At 46.9% G+C, this 17,251-nt stretch carries 13 protein-coding genes and 1 rRNA gene; 11 read left to right on the forward strand and 3 right to left on the reverse strand.

What is annotated here, in order from left to right; all coding sequences use genetic code 11:
- Positions 1–59: 59 nt before the first annotated feature.
- From SPUTW3181_RS20055 to SPUTW3181_RS20065, 3 genes are all read right to left on the reverse strand, one after another.
- Positions 60–1,602, reverse strand: a 16S ribosomal RNA gene (locus SPUTW3181_RS20055).
- A 777-nt stretch (positions 1,603–2,379) separates the two neighbouring features.
- Complete coding sequence (locus SPUTW3181_RS20060; RefSeq protein ID WP_011791091.1) at positions 2,380–3,285, reverse strand: helix-turn-helix transcriptional regulator; 906 nt, start codon at positions 3,283–3,285, stop codon at positions 2,380–2,382.
- A gap of 62 nt (positions 3,286–3,347) precedes the next feature.
- Entirely contained in the window at positions 3,348–4,244 is an 897-nt protein-coding gene (locus SPUTW3181_RS20065; RefSeq protein ID WP_011918465.1) for a formate dehydrogenase accessory sulfurtransferase FdhD, read from the reverse strand.
- Positions 4,245–4,550: 306 nt separating this feature from the next.
- On the opposite strand from SPUTW3181_RS20065, the gene SPUTW3181_RS20070 reads away from it, so the two are divergent.
- From SPUTW3181_RS20070 to fdh3B (SPUTW3181_RS20120), 11 genes are all read left to right on the forward strand, one after another.
- Positions 4,551–5,015 (forward strand): DUF3305 domain-containing protein, encoded by a 465-nt coding sequence (locus tag SPUTW3181_RS20070; protein ID WP_011791093.1) that lies wholly within the window; start codon positions 4,551–4,553, stop codon positions 5,013–5,015.
- The gene (locus SPUTW3181_RS20075) at positions 5,015–5,671 is read left to right on the forward strand and encodes a DUF3306 domain-containing protein (protein WP_011791094.1); all 657 of its coding nucleotides are present in this window, start codon (positions 5,015–5,017) and stop codon (positions 5,669–5,671) included. The genes SPUTW3181_RS20070 and SPUTW3181_RS20075 overlap by 1 nt, the downstream gene beginning before the upstream one ends.
- 187 nt (positions 5,672–5,858) lie before the next feature.
- A complete protein-coding gene (locus tag SPUTW3181_RS20080) occupies positions 5,859–7,520 on the forward strand; it encodes a 4Fe-4S binding protein (protein WP_011791095.1) in 1,662 nt (553 codons plus the stop codon).
- Positions 7,521–7,530: 10 nt separating this feature from the next.
- Positions 7,531–8,208, forward strand: a complete 678-nt coding sequence (locus SPUTW3181_RS20085; RefSeq protein WP_011791096.1) for a molecular chaperone — start codon at positions 7,531–7,533, stop codon at positions 8,206–8,208.
- Positions 8,209–8,367: 159 nt separating this feature from the next.
- Positions 8,368–8,565: a twin-arginine translocation signal domain-containing protein gene (locus tag SPUTW3181_RS20090; RefSeq protein WP_014611737.1), complete on the forward strand. Its 198-nt coding sequence runs from the start codon at positions 8,368–8,370 to the stop codon at positions 8,563–8,565.
- An 18-nt stretch (positions 8,566–8,583) separates the two neighbouring features.
- Positions 8,584–11,433, forward strand: coding sequence for a molybdopterin-dependent oxidoreductase (locus tag SPUTW3181_RS20095; protein WP_011791098.1), 2,850 nt, complete (start codon positions 8,584–8,586; stop codon positions 11,431–11,433).
- Between the two features lie 26 nt (positions 11,434–11,459).
- Complete coding sequence (gene fdh3B / locus SPUTW3181_RS20100) at positions 11,460–12,056, forward strand: formate dehydrogenase FDH3 subunit beta (protein WP_011791099.1); 597 nt, start codon at positions 11,460–11,462, stop codon at positions 12,054–12,056.
- A 49-nt stretch (positions 12,057–12,105) separates the two neighbouring features.
- Positions 12,106–13,134, forward strand: a complete 1,029-nt coding sequence (locus SPUTW3181_RS20105; RefSeq protein ID WP_011791100.1) for a formate dehydrogenase subunit gamma — start codon at positions 12,106–12,108, stop codon at positions 13,132–13,134.
- A gap of 387 nt (positions 13,135–13,521) precedes the next feature.
- Positions 13,522–13,722 carry a twin-arginine translocation signal domain-containing protein gene (locus SPUTW3181_RS20110; RefSeq protein ID WP_011791101.1) on the forward strand — a complete coding sequence of 67 codons (201 nt, stop codon included), beginning with the start codon at positions 13,522–13,524 and terminating at the stop codon, positions 13,720–13,722.
- 17 nt (positions 13,723–13,739) lie between these two features.
- On the forward strand, positions 13,740–16,592 hold the full coding sequence (locus SPUTW3181_RS20115) for a molybdopterin-dependent oxidoreductase (RefSeq protein WP_011791102.1): 2,853 nt from the start codon (positions 13,740–13,742) through the stop codon (positions 16,590–16,592).
- 29 nt (positions 16,593–16,621) lie between these two features.
- Entirely contained in the window at positions 16,622–17,191 is a 570-nt protein-coding gene (gene fdh3B / locus SPUTW3181_RS20120) for a formate dehydrogenase FDH3 subunit beta (RefSeq protein WP_011791103.1), read from the forward strand.
- The last annotated feature ends 60 nt before the right edge of the window (positions 17,192–17,251 follow it).

Genomic DNA, 17,251 nt, shown 5'->3' on the forward strand with positions numbered 1-17,251 from the left:
AGAGAAGCTAAACAAGCAATCTGTGTGAACACTCAAAAGCATCGAGTTAGTCGTATAGGTAAGGAGGTGATCCAGCCCCAGGTTCCCCTAGGGCTACCTTGTTACGACTTCACCCCAGTCATGAACCACAAAGTGGTGAGCGCCCCCCCGAAGGTTAAGCTACCCACTTCTTTTGCAGCCCACTCCCATGGTGTGACGGGCGGTGTGTACAAGGCCCGGGAACGTATTCACCGTGGCATTCTGATCCACGATTACTAGCGATTCCGACTTCATGGAGTCGAGTTGCAGACTCCAATCCGGACTACGACGAGCTTTGTGAGATTAGCTCCACCTCGCGGCTTTGCAACCCTCTGTACTCGCCATTGTAGCACGTGTGTAGCCCTACTCGTAAGGGCCATGATGACTTGACGTCGTCCCCACCTTCCTCCGGTTTATCACCGGCAGTCTCCCTAGAGTTCCCACCATTACGTGCTGGCAAATAAGGATAGGGGTTGCGCTCGTTGCGGGACTTAACCCAACATTTCACAACACGAGCTGACGACAGCCATGCAGCACCTGTCTCACAGTTCCCGAAGGCACCAATCCATCTCTGGAAAGTTCTGTGGATGTCAAGAGTAGGTAAGGTTCTTCGCGTTGCATCGAATTAAACCACATGCTCCACCGCTTGTGCGGGCCCCCGTCAATTCATTTGAGTTTTAACCTTGCGGCCGTACTCCCCAGGCGGTCTACTTAATGCGTTAGCTTGAGAGCCCAGTGTTCAAGACACCAAACTCCGAGTAGACATCGTTTACGGCGTGGACTACCAGGGTATCTAATCCTGTTTGCTCCCCACGCTTTCGTGCATGAGCGTCAGTCTTTGTCCAGGGGGCCGCCTTCGCCACCGGTATTCCTCCAGATCTCTACGCATTTCACCGCTACACCTGGAATTCTACCCCCCTCTACAAGACTCTAGTTCGCCAGTTCGAAATGCTATTCCTAGGTTGAGCCCAGGGCTTTCACATCTCGCTTAACAAACCGCCTGCGCACGCTTTACGCCCAGTAATTCCGATTAACGCTCGGACCCTCCGTATTACCGCGGCTGCTGGCACGGAGTTAGCCGGTCCTTCTTCTGTAGGTAACGTCACAGATAAGGCGTATTAAACCTTACCCTTTCCTCCCTACTGAAAGTGCTTTACAACCCGAAGGCCTTCTTCACACACGCGGCATGGCTGCATCAGGGTTTCCCCCATTGTGCAATATTCCCCACTGCTGCCTCCCGTAGGAGTCTGGGCCGTGTCTCAGTCCCAGTGTGGCTGATCATCCTCTCAGAACAGCTAGGGATCGTCGCCTTGGTGAGCCATTACCTCACCAACTAGCTAATCCCACCTAGGTTCATCCAATCGCGGAAGGCCAGAAGGTCCCCTCCTTTCCCCCGTAGGGCGTATGCGGTATTAGCAGTCGTTTCCAACTGTTATCCCCCTCGACTGGGCAGATCCCTAGGCATTACTCACCCGTCCGCCGCTCGCCACCTCAGGAGTAAACTCCCTTGTGCTGCCGCTCGACTTGCATGTGTTAGGCCTGCCGCCAGCGTTCAATCTGAGCCATGATCAAACTCTTCAATTAAAGTTTTGTTGTTTGACTTACGTCAAACGGCTCAATGAATTCTGTCATTTGTTTCCGCTTTTAAAAAAGCGAAATCAAAATTATGTACATATTGCTATGAACACTCATTATTACATTGATTTAAATTTTTGACTGCCAACCCGAAGGTTAAGCAGTTTCGATTAACTCAACACCTGTGAGTGTCCACACAGATTTCTTGTTTTATCTTGTTAAAGAGCAACTCAACCTCGTAAGAGAAGGTGAGTACCACACTGAGCGTCGAACGCTTCCAGTTGGCTAGGGCTGCGTATTCTACGTATTTCCCGTTTCGCGTCAAGGAGTTTTTTCAACTTCTTGCTGCGCTTGAATTAAGTGCTTAAAAGCTGTTCAATTCAACCTAACTCGTCAGCTGGCTTTCGCTGTCTGCCGTGTCAGTGGATGCGCATTATAGGCAGCGAAACTTTTTCTGCAAGTGCTTTTTTCAGATTTTTATGATTATTTTTCACATAGATTCTTACTCCCAGACTAAGCACAACCTATGCACTTGTTATGCCCAAAGTTATCCACATACGCTGAATTTATACGCAAAACAAGTCATCTAAAGAACAAGGGAAATGGCTTAATTTCGATAAAGATTGAGTGCTAAGGGAGAAAAGAAGCTATAGGCGGCGAATTCGGTAATAAAGATATAGAGGAAACAATTGATGTCAGCCGCTACTTTATATCTATATATAAGGTATAAAGTAGCATAATGCGACTATACGCGATTCACTTAGACGCTCTTAGCTGAATTTGTACTTAGCTGGCGCTCCAGAGTAGTTGTCCGCAATCGGTAAGATCATATCCACCTAAAAGGGCAGCCATTTGCCTTGTATGGCAGCTGCTCAACATAGTAAAGAGTTGTTGCAGCTGTCGACGGAAGTAAATACTTTGTGGCATAACAAAATCAAAGGACTCCTTCACTAAAGGGACAAAGCTTAAACCACTCTCCAAAGCTACTGACTGGCAACCAAAACCAATGTCAGCATCACCTCGGGCAATATACCCTGCAAGTTCACGCTCACTATAAGCTGTTAGTAGAACATTGAGCTGATCTAATCGTGCACCTTGTTTTAACAACCAGTGCTCTAAATGCTGTTGACTTCCAGCTCCACCCTGACGACTCACCCATCGCCACGGTAAGCTCACCACTTTATCTTCTTCTTGGCATCTGTGGTGCATATCTGCACGCATGATTAGCCCTTGCTGACGAGAATAACCATGCACCATTATCCACTGCTGATGATTGTTATAGCCTTTTAATAGCGCTGGGTGACGGATATTTCTATCTTCCATACTTCCCCAATGCAATGTGCACACATCAGCATACCCCTTAGCGAGCAACTCTAAGCCTAGACGTGATCCTGTTGCGCTATAGCTAATCAACTCACGGCTGCCAACCTGCGACATTAAGCGTGCTACCAGCATAGATAATAGTGGGTCGTCACTGCCCGTAATAAGCAATCTATCAGTGAGCATACCGCTATGGCATGAATCCATCACCCAACGGTCAATCAATACTTTAGGGAATAGCCATTTACCTGTAATTTTCGTAGCCGGTAAAATTCGGTCATTCGCCATGGCGTAGACTTTCTTCTCGTTAAGATCTAAGTACTCGGCTACTTGCTTAGCGCTCATGTAGACCAATTCACTAGCAGATGTCATCTTATATCCTTGTCTCTCAATATCCGTTCTTCGCTGAAATACTGTATTTGTGAGGCTCTAACTCAGGTTACAGGGTCAGAATTCACATCAAATTGTAAATTTTCACTGCCGTGATATACCAAGAAATGACGTCCCTTCGCACGGGCTATAATAGTGATACCTAATTGTTGAGCGAGTTCTAGTCCCATTTGAGTCACGCCACTTCGCGACAACAATACAGGAATTCCCATCTTGGCTACCTTGATAACCATCTCAGAGGTAAGCCGACCAGTTGTATAAAAAATCTTGTTGTCGCCAGGGTTTTGGCCTAGCCACATATCACCAGCAAGTGTGTCTACCGCATTATGGCGACCAACATCTTCGACAAAGGCCATAATTTGGTCATCCTCACACAAACCACAGCCATGTACGGCCCCCGCATTCTTATAGGTTTCATTATATTCATTGATGTTTTTTAGTAGGCTATAAAGAGTGCTTTGTTTGAGACTCGGTGTCGGTAATGTAATGCCTTCAAGATCTTGCATAAAACTTCCGTAAACAGTCCCTTGCCCGCAGCCTGAGGTAACGGTTTTTTCAGAGAGTTTGCCATCAAGATCCGCAATTTGTTCACGGGTAATCACTGCTGCAGAATTCACATCCCAATCGACTATTACAGAGTCCAGCAAACTTACATCAGAAATAAAACCTTGGTTTTTAAGATAACCTAGCGCCAATGACTCAGGTTTTGCACCAAGAGTCATCAAAGTGACTATCGGGCGCCAATTCAAATACACAGTTAATGGCCGCTCACAGGCTACAAACTTATCTAGCACTTCCCCAGCTTCATTAACCGCCTTAACTGCTATAGTGAGAGGAACTTCTGCTTGAGTTTTCACAAAAGTAAACGGATGTTTAATCTGTAAATTTGTATTAGTTGCTATCGAACTTTTCGCTGTAATCGTACTGTTATCAGAAATCATAATCTTACCGCTTAACGAGTGATAACCAAGAGCATAGCAATATTTATACCTAGGCATGAAAGAAGGGCTAAAATGCGTGATCTATCGCAATTCGAATTTTCTATTTGGGCGTTAATGTCCCATGCAAAATAACAAACTGGACAAAATGTCCAACAACAACACTCATTTTGATGATCTACTTCAAACTTATTCCCAATGTTTACTGGCATTAATATTGCAGTGACCTTTTATCGCAATTTGTTGGTAACATCGATCCGATCCGCAAAACAACGAATCGTCCACCAACACAGTTGAAACGGAGAGACAATGCAACATACAACAAGTGTTTGGCCTATGTACGTTTCACTCAAAAAAGTGGAGACACAGGTAGGCCGCTGGACCTCAGTTAAATGGGAAATAGATCATTTACTTCCCGCGACCCATGAAGCCCCCGAAGGTGCAACATTAGTCTTACTTGAGTTGCACAAAGACGAACGAGCTAGCTATCGCATCAATCTAGACATGGACAATGCGATGTTGTTCCTCGTCTGTGATGAAATGGCAGATGGTACATGGGTACCCGCTTTACTCTCGGCAGACCAAAATGTTGCAGCAGGTTGTCTTGAAGGAAATACACCTGTACTTAATATATTAATGCCAGAAGCCATCGCCTGTTGGATTGAAGCCTTCATCACCCAATACGGTGAAGTCGAAATTTCGGCCCATCGCCGTCGACATGTCGATGGGCGTAACAATCAAGGCCCTAGTAGCGATCCATTACGGAGGAACTAATGGCTGATAATACTCAAAAAATAAGTGGACTTTTTAGTCGCTGGACTCAACGCCGTGAACAAGTGGCTGCTGAGGAAGCATTAGAAACCCAAAAGATACAGGATGTTATCGAGGATGTACCTAGCGACACCGAAGTTGCCCCGACTAACGCAACCACAGCATCACCTTCACCTGAAATTGAATATCAATCACAGGAAGACCCTAACCGCATATTAACTGCGGAGGATTTACCTAACCCTGAAGAAATTGAAATTGGAGGAAGTTTTGCCAGTTTCATGGCTGCCAATGTCGACCCAGCCGTTAAAACCGCAGCCCTTCGCGCACTGTGGAAGCAACCGCATTTCAATGAGATTGATGGTCTTTTGGAGTATGCACTCGACTATAGCAATCAAACTAAACTCACTCCTGAAGTCTCAGCTGAACTCGCTAAAAAGGTGTTCCGCTATATGACTAAGGACAACGAAGATTCAGACGAAGAAGCTACCTTAGTGAAAAACGAGCTGAATTCCGTACCAGAAACAGCGATGGGATCAGACAACGAGATCGAAACCGAATTGGCAGCAAAACCGTTAACGGACAATTTGGATGGGGAGATTGATGACCTACCCCAAAATGCACCAGAGCTTTCAGCTCAAGTTCATCCCCGAGTTGTTTAACGTCAGTTTAGCTAATTTTAATGTCCACAACCTTGGTATGTGAATTGCTGTATAGCGCAGTAAAAGCTTAGATAAAAGCAGAAAAGGCAATGACTTACTTACTACCAACCGCCTAAATCTGCTCCAATACAGCAAAAAATAGAACAGCCCAAGTACTGTTCAGGAACGCAATGTGAGCACTTATTTGATGACCAATCAAACCCAGCATGCGCTAAAACAAGCGCGGCAAAATGTATTAGCGCAGACTCAGATTTTGCAGAATCTGATCCCGCCAACGGTAAGCTATACCACCGAAGGCACAGTGCTAATTATCGGCCCAGAGGATCTCGCTCGCCTCGCTGCGGACAAATTGTCCACTATGGCAAATCGAGTGATTTTGGCCAATGAAGCCATTACCAGCCAAGACGAAGCGCACCTAGAGCGTGTTATGGCTGCGGCGACTAATGTTGAAAGTTACTACAATAAACTGATTGGAATTAAAGGTTTTTTAGGCCAATTCCAAGTCAGCGTTGAGCATCAAAATGGCGCTGCTGAACTTAGTTTAGTATCCATCAGAAAACCTCATTTTGATTTAGTGCTCGATTTAAGCAGCACACCTTGTTTAAATTTAGAGATGCTTCCTCCTGGCTACTTCTATGTCGGTCAGGATACCGCCAAACTCGAAGATGCATTAACACAAATTCCAGAACTGGTCGGCCAATTCGACAAGCCTCGTTACGTAAAAATTAATCCGGATCTATGCGCTCACAACCGTAATGACATCAATGGTTGTAATCGGTGTCTCAACTTCTGCCCTGCTGACGCGATTAGCAGCGTCGCTAAGAAAATTGAAATCGATCCTTACCTGTGCCACGGTGCGGGTAGCTGTACCAGTGCCTGCCCAACAGGTGCTATCAGCTACGACTTACCGACACCCCAAGCCTTATCGTCTTATTTAAATAAAATCATTAGCCGTTTTCGTGAACAAGCCCAAACAGCTCCTGTGATTTTATTCCATGATAATGCGACTGGTGCCGACTTCATATCGGAGGATTTGGCTGGAGATATTCTTCCCGTTGCCCTTGAAGAAATTACCGTTGCAAGCCTCGATCACTGGCTTTCTGCACTCGCTTGGGGCGCGCGCCAAGTGCTTATTCTCAACACAGAAGCGACTGCGCCAACACTCACGCAAATGCTCAAAGGTGAACTTACACTAGCCAATAGCATTTTAGATGAAATGGGTCAGCCACAGCGTATTAGCCTTATCGATCCAAGCATGATCACTCATTTAGAATCGATGCTTGATATCAGCTTAGATTGGCCAATCATAGTACCAGCGCCATTTGTATCGACAACTAAGCGCGACACCCTGTTTGAGGCAATAGACCACCTCAATAGCCAAGCGGGTGAGATTGATACTTGTCTGAGCATGAATAACATTCCCTACGGCAAAGTGAGCGTCAATGTAGAGAAATGCACCTTATGCATGTCCTGCGTAGCAATTTGCCCAACGATGTCATTACAGGATGGTGGTGACAAACCTGCGCTACACTTCATTGAACAAAACTGTGTGCAATGTGGTTTATGTGAAGCGGCTTGCCCTGAAAAAGTGATTAGCCTCACCCCACAAATCAATTTTGATAAAGCTGCACGTCAGCAACAACACACCCTGAAAGAAGAAGCCCCCTTCGAATGTATTCGTTGCGGCTCTCCTTTTGCGACCCAATCTATGGTGCATCGGATGCTGGATATGGTCGGCGCGCATAGCGCATTTTCAGCCAATATTGAACGCCTGAAAATGTGTGGCGACTGCCGGGTAAAAGACATGTTTGAAGACATTCTTCAAGATCCTGAAAAGCAACTGCGATAAGAGATCCGTTATGACCGAATCCGTAAGACAAGTATCAGAAAACGATCAGTTGAGAGCCGATATTTATCAACTGCTGGCTGCGCTATTACGCCGCCATCCTAGCCCTGAATTACTGCACTTTTTGGCCAATCTTGAAATCGATGCCAATGAAGATAATGCAATGACCAAAGCTTGGCTGTCACTGCAGCTCGCGGCGCAGCAGTTCCGCAGTGAACAGCTAGAAGATGAGTATTTTGCCCTATTCCTCGGCGTGGGTTGTGGTGAGATCCTGCCCTATGGCAGTTGGTTTATGACCGGCTCATTAATGGATAAACCATTAGCACTGTTGCGCCAAGATTTAATGCAGCTCGGTTTTGAGCGGGAAGAAAACGTCAAGGAGCCTGAAGATCACGTGGCTGCGCTATGTGAAGTCATGGGCACATTGATCCTTGAGGCCCCAGGTTATCGTCAACTTGCGTTCTACCAACGCCATATTGGCAGCTGGATTGGTCGGTTCTGCGACAATTTAACTAAGGCCCCAAGTGCGGCGTTTTACGCCACGGTTGCACAACTGGCAAAAGCCTTTTTCGAAATGGAAGCCAATGCATTTGAGCAATTGAGCCTAGATATTCCAGTGAATTGCCCAGGCAGTGCCGACTTACAACCGGCCACCAATGATGCAGAAAAGCAAGTGGAATTAGTAAATTAAGATCAAGGTGCCTACACAATAGTGGAATAGGCATTGATGAGTTCTGTAAGCGAAGGAGAATCTGATTCACCTTCGCCACAATAGATGAAGCCGAGGCTTCTACAATAACCGAGGTGGTTGTCTTTTATGCCACTTTATTCAGTAACACAAGGAGACACTATGAAGAAGCAAGCTTCCGACATGGGCCGTCGTCAATTGCTTAAAGCATTGGCACTCGGCAGTGCGGCAGGTGCGGTAGCCACTGTTAGCGGTCAGGCATTAGCCGCAGCGCCAACGGTTGAACCTATCGAGCCAAAGAGCGAGAACTACCGTGAAACCGACCATATTCGTCATTACTATGCGTCGCTTAAAAACTAAAATAGAGGAGAGTGTGTGATGCGATTAACCCGCAAAACAGATCAGGTTGTCGAGCCTAAAGCATCGACCCTGGGTCTCAATCGTCGCCAATTCTTAAAATCGGCAGGTCTTGCCACTGGTGGTATCGCCGCAGCTTCAATGCTGGGTACAGGCATGATGCGTAAAGCAGAAGCCAAAGATATCCCTCACAACGTTCCAACCGAAGTTAAACGTACCATTTGTTCTCACTGTGCTGTGGGCTGTGGTATCTATGCTGAAGTACAAAACGGTGTGTGGACAGGTCAAGAACCCGCATTCGATCATCCATTCAACGCCGGCGGCCACTGTGCTAAAGGTGCAGCACTGCGTGAGCATGGTCATGGTGAAAAACGCCTGAAATACCCAATGAAGTTAGAAGGCGGAAAATGGAAAAAGATCTCTTGGGATCAAGCCATTAATGAAGTAGGCGATAAAATGGCCTCTATTCGTCAAGAATCTGGCCCAGACTCTATCTACTTCATGGGTAGTGCCAAGTTCTCAAACGAACAAGCTTATTTATATCGCAAATTTGCGGCACTGTGGGGAACGAACAACGTCGACCATTCAGCCCGTATTTGTCACTCTACCACAGTAGCTGGTGTTGCTAACACTTGGGGCTACGGTGCGCAAACCAACTCAATCAACGATATTCGTAACTCTAAGTGCATTATGTTTATTGGGGCAAACCCCAGTGAAGCACACCCAGTTGCCATGCAGCATATTTTGATTGGTAAAGAACGCGGTGCCAAAATCATCGTAGTTGATCCACGTTTCACCCGTACTGCAGCGAAATCTGACGAGTACGTGCATATCCGTCCTGGTACAGATATTCCCTTCATTTATGGTCTGTTATGGCACATATTCGAAAACGGCTGGGAAGATAAAGAGTTTATCAAGCACCGCGTTTACGGTATGGATCGCATCCGCGAAGAAGTGAAAAAGTACACCCCAGAAGAAGTTGAAAATGTGGTGGGCGTACCTAAAGCCCAAATGTATCGTGTTGCCAAGATGATGGCTGAAACTAAACCTGGCACCATTGTTTGGTGTATGGGTGGTACGCAACATCACGTCGGTAACTCGAACACCCGTTCATACTGCATGTTACAACTCGCTTTAGGTAACATGGGTGTTCCTGGTGGCGGTACTAACATTTTCCGTGGCCACGATAACGTACAAGGTGCAACCGACTTTGGTTTGTTATTTGATAACTTACCCGGTTATTACGGTTTAACTACCGCCGCATGGGATCACTGGGCCAATGTATGGGATCTCGATCCTAAATGGGTCTCAAGCCGTTTCGACCAAGGTGAATACTTAGGTCAAACACCACAAACTTCAACAGGTATCCCATGCTCTCGTTGGCACGATGGCGTGTTAGAAGATAAAACCAAGATAGCGCAGAAAGACAATATTCGTCTGGCGTTCTTCTGGGGACAATCTGTCAACACTGAAACCCGTGGCCGCGAAGTGCGTGAAGCACTGAACAAAATGGATACCGTCGTTGTTGTCGATCCATTCCCAACGATGGCAGGTGTAATGCACCAACGTCAAGATGGTGTTTATCTGCTGCCAGCTGCAACCCAGTTTGAAACCTATGGTTCTATCTCTGCAACCAACCGCTCAGTTCAGTGGCGCTCTAAGGTAATAGAGCCGCTGTTCGAATCACTGCCAGATCATGTGATCATGTGCAAACTCGCTAAGAAAGTGGGTATTGATAAAGAGTTGTTCAAACAAATCAAAGTCAATGGTGATGAGCCTTTGATTGAAGATATTACCCGTGAATTTAACAAAGGTATGTGGACTATCGGTTACACCGGACAAAGCCCAGAACGTTTAAAAATGCACCAAGAAAACTGGGGCACTTTTGATGCTGACAGCTTAGAAGCTCCAGGCGGTCCAGCCAAAGGTGAGACCTATGGTTTACCTTGGCCTTGTTGGGGTACACCAGAGATGAAACATCCTGGAACCCAAATTCTGTATAACGAAGCCAAGCATGTTAAAGACGGCGGCGGTAACTTCCGCGCTCGTTATGGTGTTGAGCATGAAGGCAATAATATTCTTGCTGAAGGGACTTACTCTAAAGGCAGTGAGATCCAAGATGGCTATCCTGAATTTACCGCCGATATGCTCAAGCAATTAGGCTGGTGGGATGACCTAACAGCAGACGAGAAAAAACACGCCGAAGGCAAAAACTGGAAAACGGATATTTCTGGCGGTATCCAACGTGTTGCTATCAAACACGGCTGTATCCCTTACGGTAACGCTAAAGCTCGTTGTATTGTCTGGACATTCCCTGACGATATTCCACGCCACCGCGAACCACTTTACACGCCTCGTCGTGACTTAGTTGCTAAATACCCAACCTACGAAGACCGTATGGTTGCGCGTCTACCGACGCTGTATAAGTCAATTCAAGACAAGGATTTTGCTAAAGACTTCCCACTGGCACTCACATCAGGCCGTCTAGTGGAATACGAAGGTGGTGGTGAAGAATCCCGTTCTAACCCTTGGTTAGCTGAACTACAACAAGAAATGTTCATCGAAATGAACCCTGCTGATGCAGCGGATCGCGGTATTCGTGACGGTGATAATGTTTTTGTTCATGGTCCAGAAGGCGCCAAAATCACGGTTAAGGCAATGGTAACACCACGCGTAATTGCTGGTGAATGTTTTATGCCATACCACTTTGCAGGGGTGTTTGAAGGTGAAAGTCTCGCGAAAAACTATCCAGAAGGCACAGTGCCTTATGTGATAGGCGAATCCGCAAACACCATTTTAACTTATGGCTACGATGTTGTGACTCAGATGCAAGAAACTAAATCCAGCCTCTGCCAAATTAGCAAAGCCTAACCTACTTGATGAGGAGATAAGCCATTATGGCAGTCATGAAATTTCTATGTGACACCAAACGCTGCATCGAGTGTAACGGTTGCGTCACTGCATGTAAGAACGAAAACGATTCCGCTCTCGAGTGGGGTATTCAACGTCGCCGCGTGGTGACAATTAACGATGGTCAACCTGGTGAAGCATCGATTTCAGTGGCATGTATGCACTGTACCGATGCGCCATGTATGGCAGTGTGTCCAGCAGATTGCTTCTACAGAACCGATGACGGCATAGTACTGCACAACAAAGATACCTGTATCGGTTGTGGTTATTGCTTCTATGCTTGCCCATTTGGTGCACCGCAATTCCCGAAAAAGACTGCTTTTGGTAGCCGCGGCAAAATGGATAAGTGTACTTTCTGTGCCGGTGGCCCAGAAGAAACCTTCTCCGAAGCCGAGCGTAAAAAATACGGTGCAAACCGTATTGCTGAAGGCAAATTACCTATGTGTGCGGAGCTTTGCGCAACCAAAGCACTGCTTGCTGGTGATGCGGGAGTGGTATCTAACATCTACCGTGAACGTATGGCCTCCCGTGGCAATCCTAACGTGATTTGGGGCTATAACCCAAAAACCGGTGAGATAAACTAAGCAGAGCGAGGGTTAGGGAGTCATCCCTAACCTCTGGCAAGGAGTGACAATGTTAAACAAACAGTTAAACAAATCACTGCGTAGTCTGTTTGCTCTGTTAGTGCTAGTCATGGGATTGGGATTGGGTTCAGTAATGAGCTCAAGTCCAGTTCAAGCAAGTGATCAGCAATCGAGTCAACAACAGGCGAAAGCGCAAACCAGCGATGCCGACCTTTGGCGTGCGGTAAAAGCGGGCGATGCCGGCTATACCACTGCAAAAGGTGTCGAAACTGGGGTGTTGATTAACGTTGCCGGTAACCAAGGAAAAGAACTGAGGAATGAATACTTAACTCCCGTGATGGCGCTAGCTGTGACTGGAGTATTTGGTGCTTTCTTAGTGTTTTATTTGGTGAATGGTCCTTCAAAACTTAGCCATGGCTTTTCGGGTAAGTTAGTAGCTCGTTGGTCTAAAGCGGATCTATGGATCCACTGGATAATGGCAACAAGCTGCTTAGCACTGATGTTTACAGGCTTAACCATTATGTTGGGACGGCATGTAATACAACCTCTGCTTGGGCCCGACCTATGGGCGCCATTGATCTACGGCAGTAAAACGATTCACGATTGGGCGGGTCCCGTCTTTATCGTGGCTTGGGCGTTCTGCGTGGTGAAATGGATGCCGCTTCAAACCTTTAAGATGTATGATCTAAAATGGTTTTTAGTCGTCGGTGGTTATATCAACTTTGGCCCATTCAAAGGTAAACATCCTGACAGTGGTTTTGCCAACGCTGGTGAAAAAATGTGGTTCTGGACACTGACCTTATTCGGTCTATTTATCAGTGTTTCCGGCATCATGTTAGTCTTACCCGGCTTAGACTTACCCCGTGAAGCCTCAATGGCAGCCCTACTGATCCACGCTATCAGTGCAGTCATCCTAATTGCCTTTACCATAGTGCATATTTGGATGGCGACGGTACTCAGTGAAGGCGGTATGGAGTGTATGGTGTCAGGTTACTGTGATGAAAACTGGGCAATCCAGCACCACAACCTCTGGTATGACGAGATCAAAGCTAACGGCAGCTTAAAATATAAAGACTAGGTAAAACGCAGCTTTTTTTACCACTAAAAACACCCCTTTTTACGGGGTGTTTTTTTATCCCGCTCAAAATACACCACAAAAAATCAACAATTTACATAATAGTAACACACAGCATTCATTTATGATTTGAGTGAACTTTACACTCCAAACTATGAGCAAGTTAACGCTTTTAGATAACCATGTGCTATTTCAAGTCCGCAAACTGTTCTAGATCAATTCCCCGCACAATCGTTCCCACTATATTGCCGCCACGCGCGATGATTACCAGCGAACAGGATGATTTCATTATCATTTTCACTTCTAATCTTCACTTTTTGCTAACAAATTTTATGACAACGAAAAGTCGCGCAATTCCAATAAACATAAACCCTAATTTCAGGAGTCAGCATGAAGCAGCAACCCAGCGATTTATCTCGCCGCTCTTTGCTTAAAGCGCTCACCGTTGGAAGTGTAGCGGGTGCCGCTATTGCCGCAACGGGCATAAGCGTGGCACAAGCCAACGAAAGCAGCACGGTAGCCGAAAAGAAATCAAATGGTTACCACGAAACTGCGCATATCACTAGCTATTACGATAGCCTGCGCAGCTAATCTAGGAGAAGTCAGCGATGAAGTTAACTCGCAAGTCCAATATCGCCCTAGTGGCAGACAAACCGACACTCGGCATTAGCCGTCGTCAATTTATGAAGCAAGCCGGTATTGCTACTGGTGGTATTGCTGCAGCCTCACTAATGGGTACTGGCATGATGCGCCGCGTCGAAGCCAAAGAAGTACCACATGATGCGCCAATCGAAGTAAAACGTACTATTTGTAGTGCCTGCGCAGTAGGTTGTGGTTTGTATGCCGAAGTACAAAACGGTGTTTGGACAGGTCAAGAACCCGCATTCGATCACCCATTCAATGCCGGCGGCCACTGCGCTAAAGGTGCGGCACTGCGTGAGCATGGTCATGGTGAAAAACGCCTGAAATACCCAATGAAATTGGTTGATGGCAAGTGGAAAAAAATCTCTTGGGAAGATGCCATTAACGAAGTGGGCGATCAAATGCTCAATATTCGTAAAGAGTCAGGCCCAGACTCAGTGTACTTCATGGGGAGCGCTAAGTTTTCTAACGAAGGTTGCTACATGTACCGCAAATTAGCGGCGATGTGGGGCACAAACAATATCGACCACTCTGCTCGTATTTGTCACTCTACCACGGTAGCTGGTGTTGCTAACACTTGGGGCTACGGTGCGCAAACTAACTCTTTCAACGATATCCAGAACGCCAATGCCATCTTCCTGATCGGGGCAAACCCTGCGGAAGCGCATCCGGTTTCTATGCAACATATTCTGATCGCAAAAGAAAGAAACAACGCGAAAATCATCGTCGTTGACCCACGCTTCTCTCGCACTGCAGCGCATTCAGACTTGCATTGTGCAATTCGCCCAGGCACTGATATTCCGTTTATCTACGGTATGTTATGGCACATTTTTGAAAATGGTTGGGAAGATAAAACCTTTATCAAGCACCGCGTATTCGAGATGGAAAGTATCCGTGCTGAAGTGAAGAAGTTCCCACCTAAAGAAGTCGAAAACATCACTGGCGTGAGCGAAGCCGATGTCTATCAAGCCGCTAAATTAATGGCTGATAACCGTCCTGGCACGGTAATTTGGTGTATGGGTGGTACTCAGCATCACGTCGGTAACGCGAACACCCGTGCTTATTGTATTCTGCAATTAGCGCTGGGCAATATGGGCGTGTCAGGCGGCGGTACTAACATTTTCCGTGGTCACGATAACGTACAAGGCGCCACTGACTTAGGTTTGTTATTTGATAACTTACCCGGTTACTACGGTTTAACCTCTGCAGCATGGAGTCACTGGACCCATGTGTGGGATCTGGACATGGAATGGGTGAAAGGTCGTTTCGATCAAACCGCCTACCTTGGTAAAGATCCAATGACGACACCGGGCATTCCTTGTTCTCGTTGGCACGATGGAGTGTTAGAAGATAAGAGCAAGTTAGCGCAGAAAGACAATATCCGTATGGCGTTTTTCTGGGGACAATCGGTCAACACCGAAACCCGTCAGCGTGAAGTGCGTGATGCCCTAGACAAGATGGACACAGTAGTGGTTGTCGACCCATTCCCAACAATGGCGGGCGTTATGCACCGTCGTAAGAATGGCGTATATCTGCTGCCTGCAGCAACTCAGTTTGAGACTCAAGGTTCAGTATCTAACTCAGGCCGTTCAATCCAATGGCGTGAGCAGGTTATCCAACCGTTATTCGAGTCAAAAACCGACATCGAAATCATGTACCGTTTAGCGCAAAAACTCGGCATTGACGAGCAGTACACTAAACGCATAGCCAAAGAAAACGGCTTACCCGTGATCGAAGACATTACCCGCGAAATCAACCGCGGTATGTGGACTATCGGTATGACAGGTCAAAGCCCAGAGCGTATCAAGTTGCACACCCAAAACTGGGGCACCTTCAGCAACAAAACGCTCGAAGCCGCAGGCGGCCCAGCGAAGGGCGAAACCTACGGTCTACCTTGGCCATGTTGGGGTACACCAGAAGCGAAACACCCGGGTACTCAAATTCTGTATAACCAAGCCAAACACGTGAAAGACGGCGGTGGTAACTTCCGTGCTCGTTATGGTGTTGAATACAACGGCCAAAGCATTTTAGCCGACGGCACTTACTCTAAGGGTGCGGAAATCAAAGACGGTTATCCTGAATTTACTGCCGATATGCTCAAGCAATTGGGTTGGTGGGATGATCTGACCGCCGAGGAAAAAGCCGAAGCCGATGGTAAAAACTGGAAGACTGACCTGTCAGGCGGTATCGTGCGCGTGGCAATCAAACACGGCTGTATCCCCTTTGGTAATGCTAAAGCCCGTTGTATTGTTTGGACTTTCCCTGACCAAGTGCCTGTACACCGTGAACCGTTATACACAGCACGTCGTGACTTAGTGGCGAAATACCCAACCTATGACGATATGCAAGTACACCGTCTACCCACATTGTATAAGTCAATCCAAGAAAAGGATTTAAGCGGTAAGTACCCACTGGTACTGACCTCTGGTCGCTTGGTTGAATACGAAGGTGGTGGTGAGGAATCTCGTTCTAACCCATGGCTAGCTGAACTTCAGCAGGAAATGTTTGTTGAAATTAACCCTGCCGACGCTGCCGATCGCGGTATTCGTAACGGAGAAAATGTCTGGTTAGAAGGTGCCGAAGGTGGCCGTATTAAGGTGCAAGCAATGGTAACGCCTCGCGTTAAACCAGGCGTGACCTTTATGCCGTACCACTTTGCGGGTGTAATGCACGGTGAGAGTTTAGCGCCGAACTATCCAGAAGGCACTGTACCTTACGTTATCGGTGAGTCTTGTAACACTGCGCTGACCTATGGATACGATCCTGTGACACAAATGCAGGAAACCAAAGCGTCACTCTGTCAGATCGTTAAAGCGTAAGTGCAGCTTAAGCTAGGAGAATTGCCATTATGGCTACTATGAAATTTTTGTGTGATACCAAGCGCTGCATCGAATGTAACGGTTGTGTCACAGCCTGTAAAAACGAAAACGACTCCGCTCTCGAGTGGGGGATCCAACGCCGCCGCGTAGTCACAATCAATGACGGTCAACGTGGTGAAGCATCCATCTCTGTCGCTTGTATGCATTGCTCAGACGCACCCTGTATGGCAGTTTGTCCAGCAAACTGTTTCTACAGAACCGATGACGGCATAGTGCTACATAATAAAGATGCTTGTATTGGTTGCGGTTATTGCTTGTACGCTTGTCCATTTGGCGCACCACAGTTCCCGAAAAAAGGTGCCTTTGGTAGTCGCGGTAAGATGGATAAATGTACATTCTGTGCCGGTGGCCCAGAAGAAAACCACTCAGATGCCGAACGCCAAAAATACGGTGCAAACCGTATTGCCGAAGGCAAGCTACCTATGTGTGCAGAACTGTGTGCCACTAAAGCCCTGTTAGCGGGTGATGCTGAAGTGGTTTCAAGCATCTTCCGTGAGCGTATGGCTTACCGTGGTGCTAAAAACGCGGCTTGGAATTAATTCAGGTCAACAGGATCTGTCCATAGACTTAGCTTAGCGCCTACTTAGGTGGGCGCGACT

The sequence above is a fragment of the Shewanella sp. W3-18-1 genome (assembly GCF_000015185.1).
GTDB lineage: Bacteria > Pseudomonadota > Gammaproteobacteria > Enterobacterales > Shewanellaceae > Shewanella > Shewanella putrefaciens.

Coding starts and splice junctions, on each gene's coding strand:
- SPUTW3181_RS20105 (WP_011791100.1), top strand. CDS start 12,106: ATGTTAAACAAACAGTTAAACAAATCACTGCGTAGTCTGTTTGCTCTG.
- SPUTW3181_RS20110 (WP_011791101.1), top strand. CDS start 13,522: ATGAAGCAGCAACCCAGCGATTTATCTCGCCGCTCTTTGCTTAAAGCG.
- SPUTW3181_RS20090 (WP_014611737.1), top strand. CDS start 8,368: ATGAAGAAGCAAGCTTCCGACATGGGCCGTCGTCAATTGCTTAAAGCA.
- SPUTW3181_RS20070 (WP_011791093.1), top strand. CDS start 4,551: ATGCAACATACAACAAGTGTTTGGCCTATGTACGTTTCACTCAAAAAA.
- SPUTW3181_RS20095 (WP_011791098.1), top strand. CDS start 8,584: ATGCGATTAACCCGCAAAACAGATCAGGTTGTCGAGCCTAAAGCATCG.
- SPUTW3181_RS20075 (WP_011791094.1), top strand. CDS start 5,015: ATGGCTGATAATACTCAAAAAATAAGTGGACTTTTTAGTCGCTGGACT.
- SPUTW3181_RS20065 (WP_011918465.1), bottom strand. CDS start 4,244: ATGATTTCTGATAACAGTACGATTACAGCGAAAAGTTCGATAGCAACT.
- SPUTW3181_RS20115 (WP_011791102.1), top strand. CDS start 13,740: ATGAAGTTAACTCGCAAGTCCAATATCGCCCTAGTGGCAGACAAACCG.
- SPUTW3181_RS20085 (WP_011791096.1), top strand. CDS start 7,531: ATGACCGAATCCGTAAGACAAGTATCAGAAAACGATCAGTTGAGAGCC.
- SPUTW3181_RS20080 (WP_011791095.1), top strand. CDS start 5,859: ATGACCAATCAAACCCAGCATGCGCTAAAACAAGCGCGGCAAAATGTA.
- fdh3B (WP_011791099.1), top strand. CDS start 11,460: ATGGCAGTCATGAAATTTCTATGTGACACCAAACGCTGCATCGAGTGT.
- SPUTW3181_RS20060 (WP_011791091.1), bottom strand. CDS start 3,285: ATGACATCTGCTAGTGAATTGGTCTACATGAGCGCTAAGCAAGTAGCC.
- fdh3B (WP_011791103.1), top strand. CDS start 16,622: ATGGCTACTATGAAATTTTTGTGTGATACCAAGCGCTGCATCGAATGT.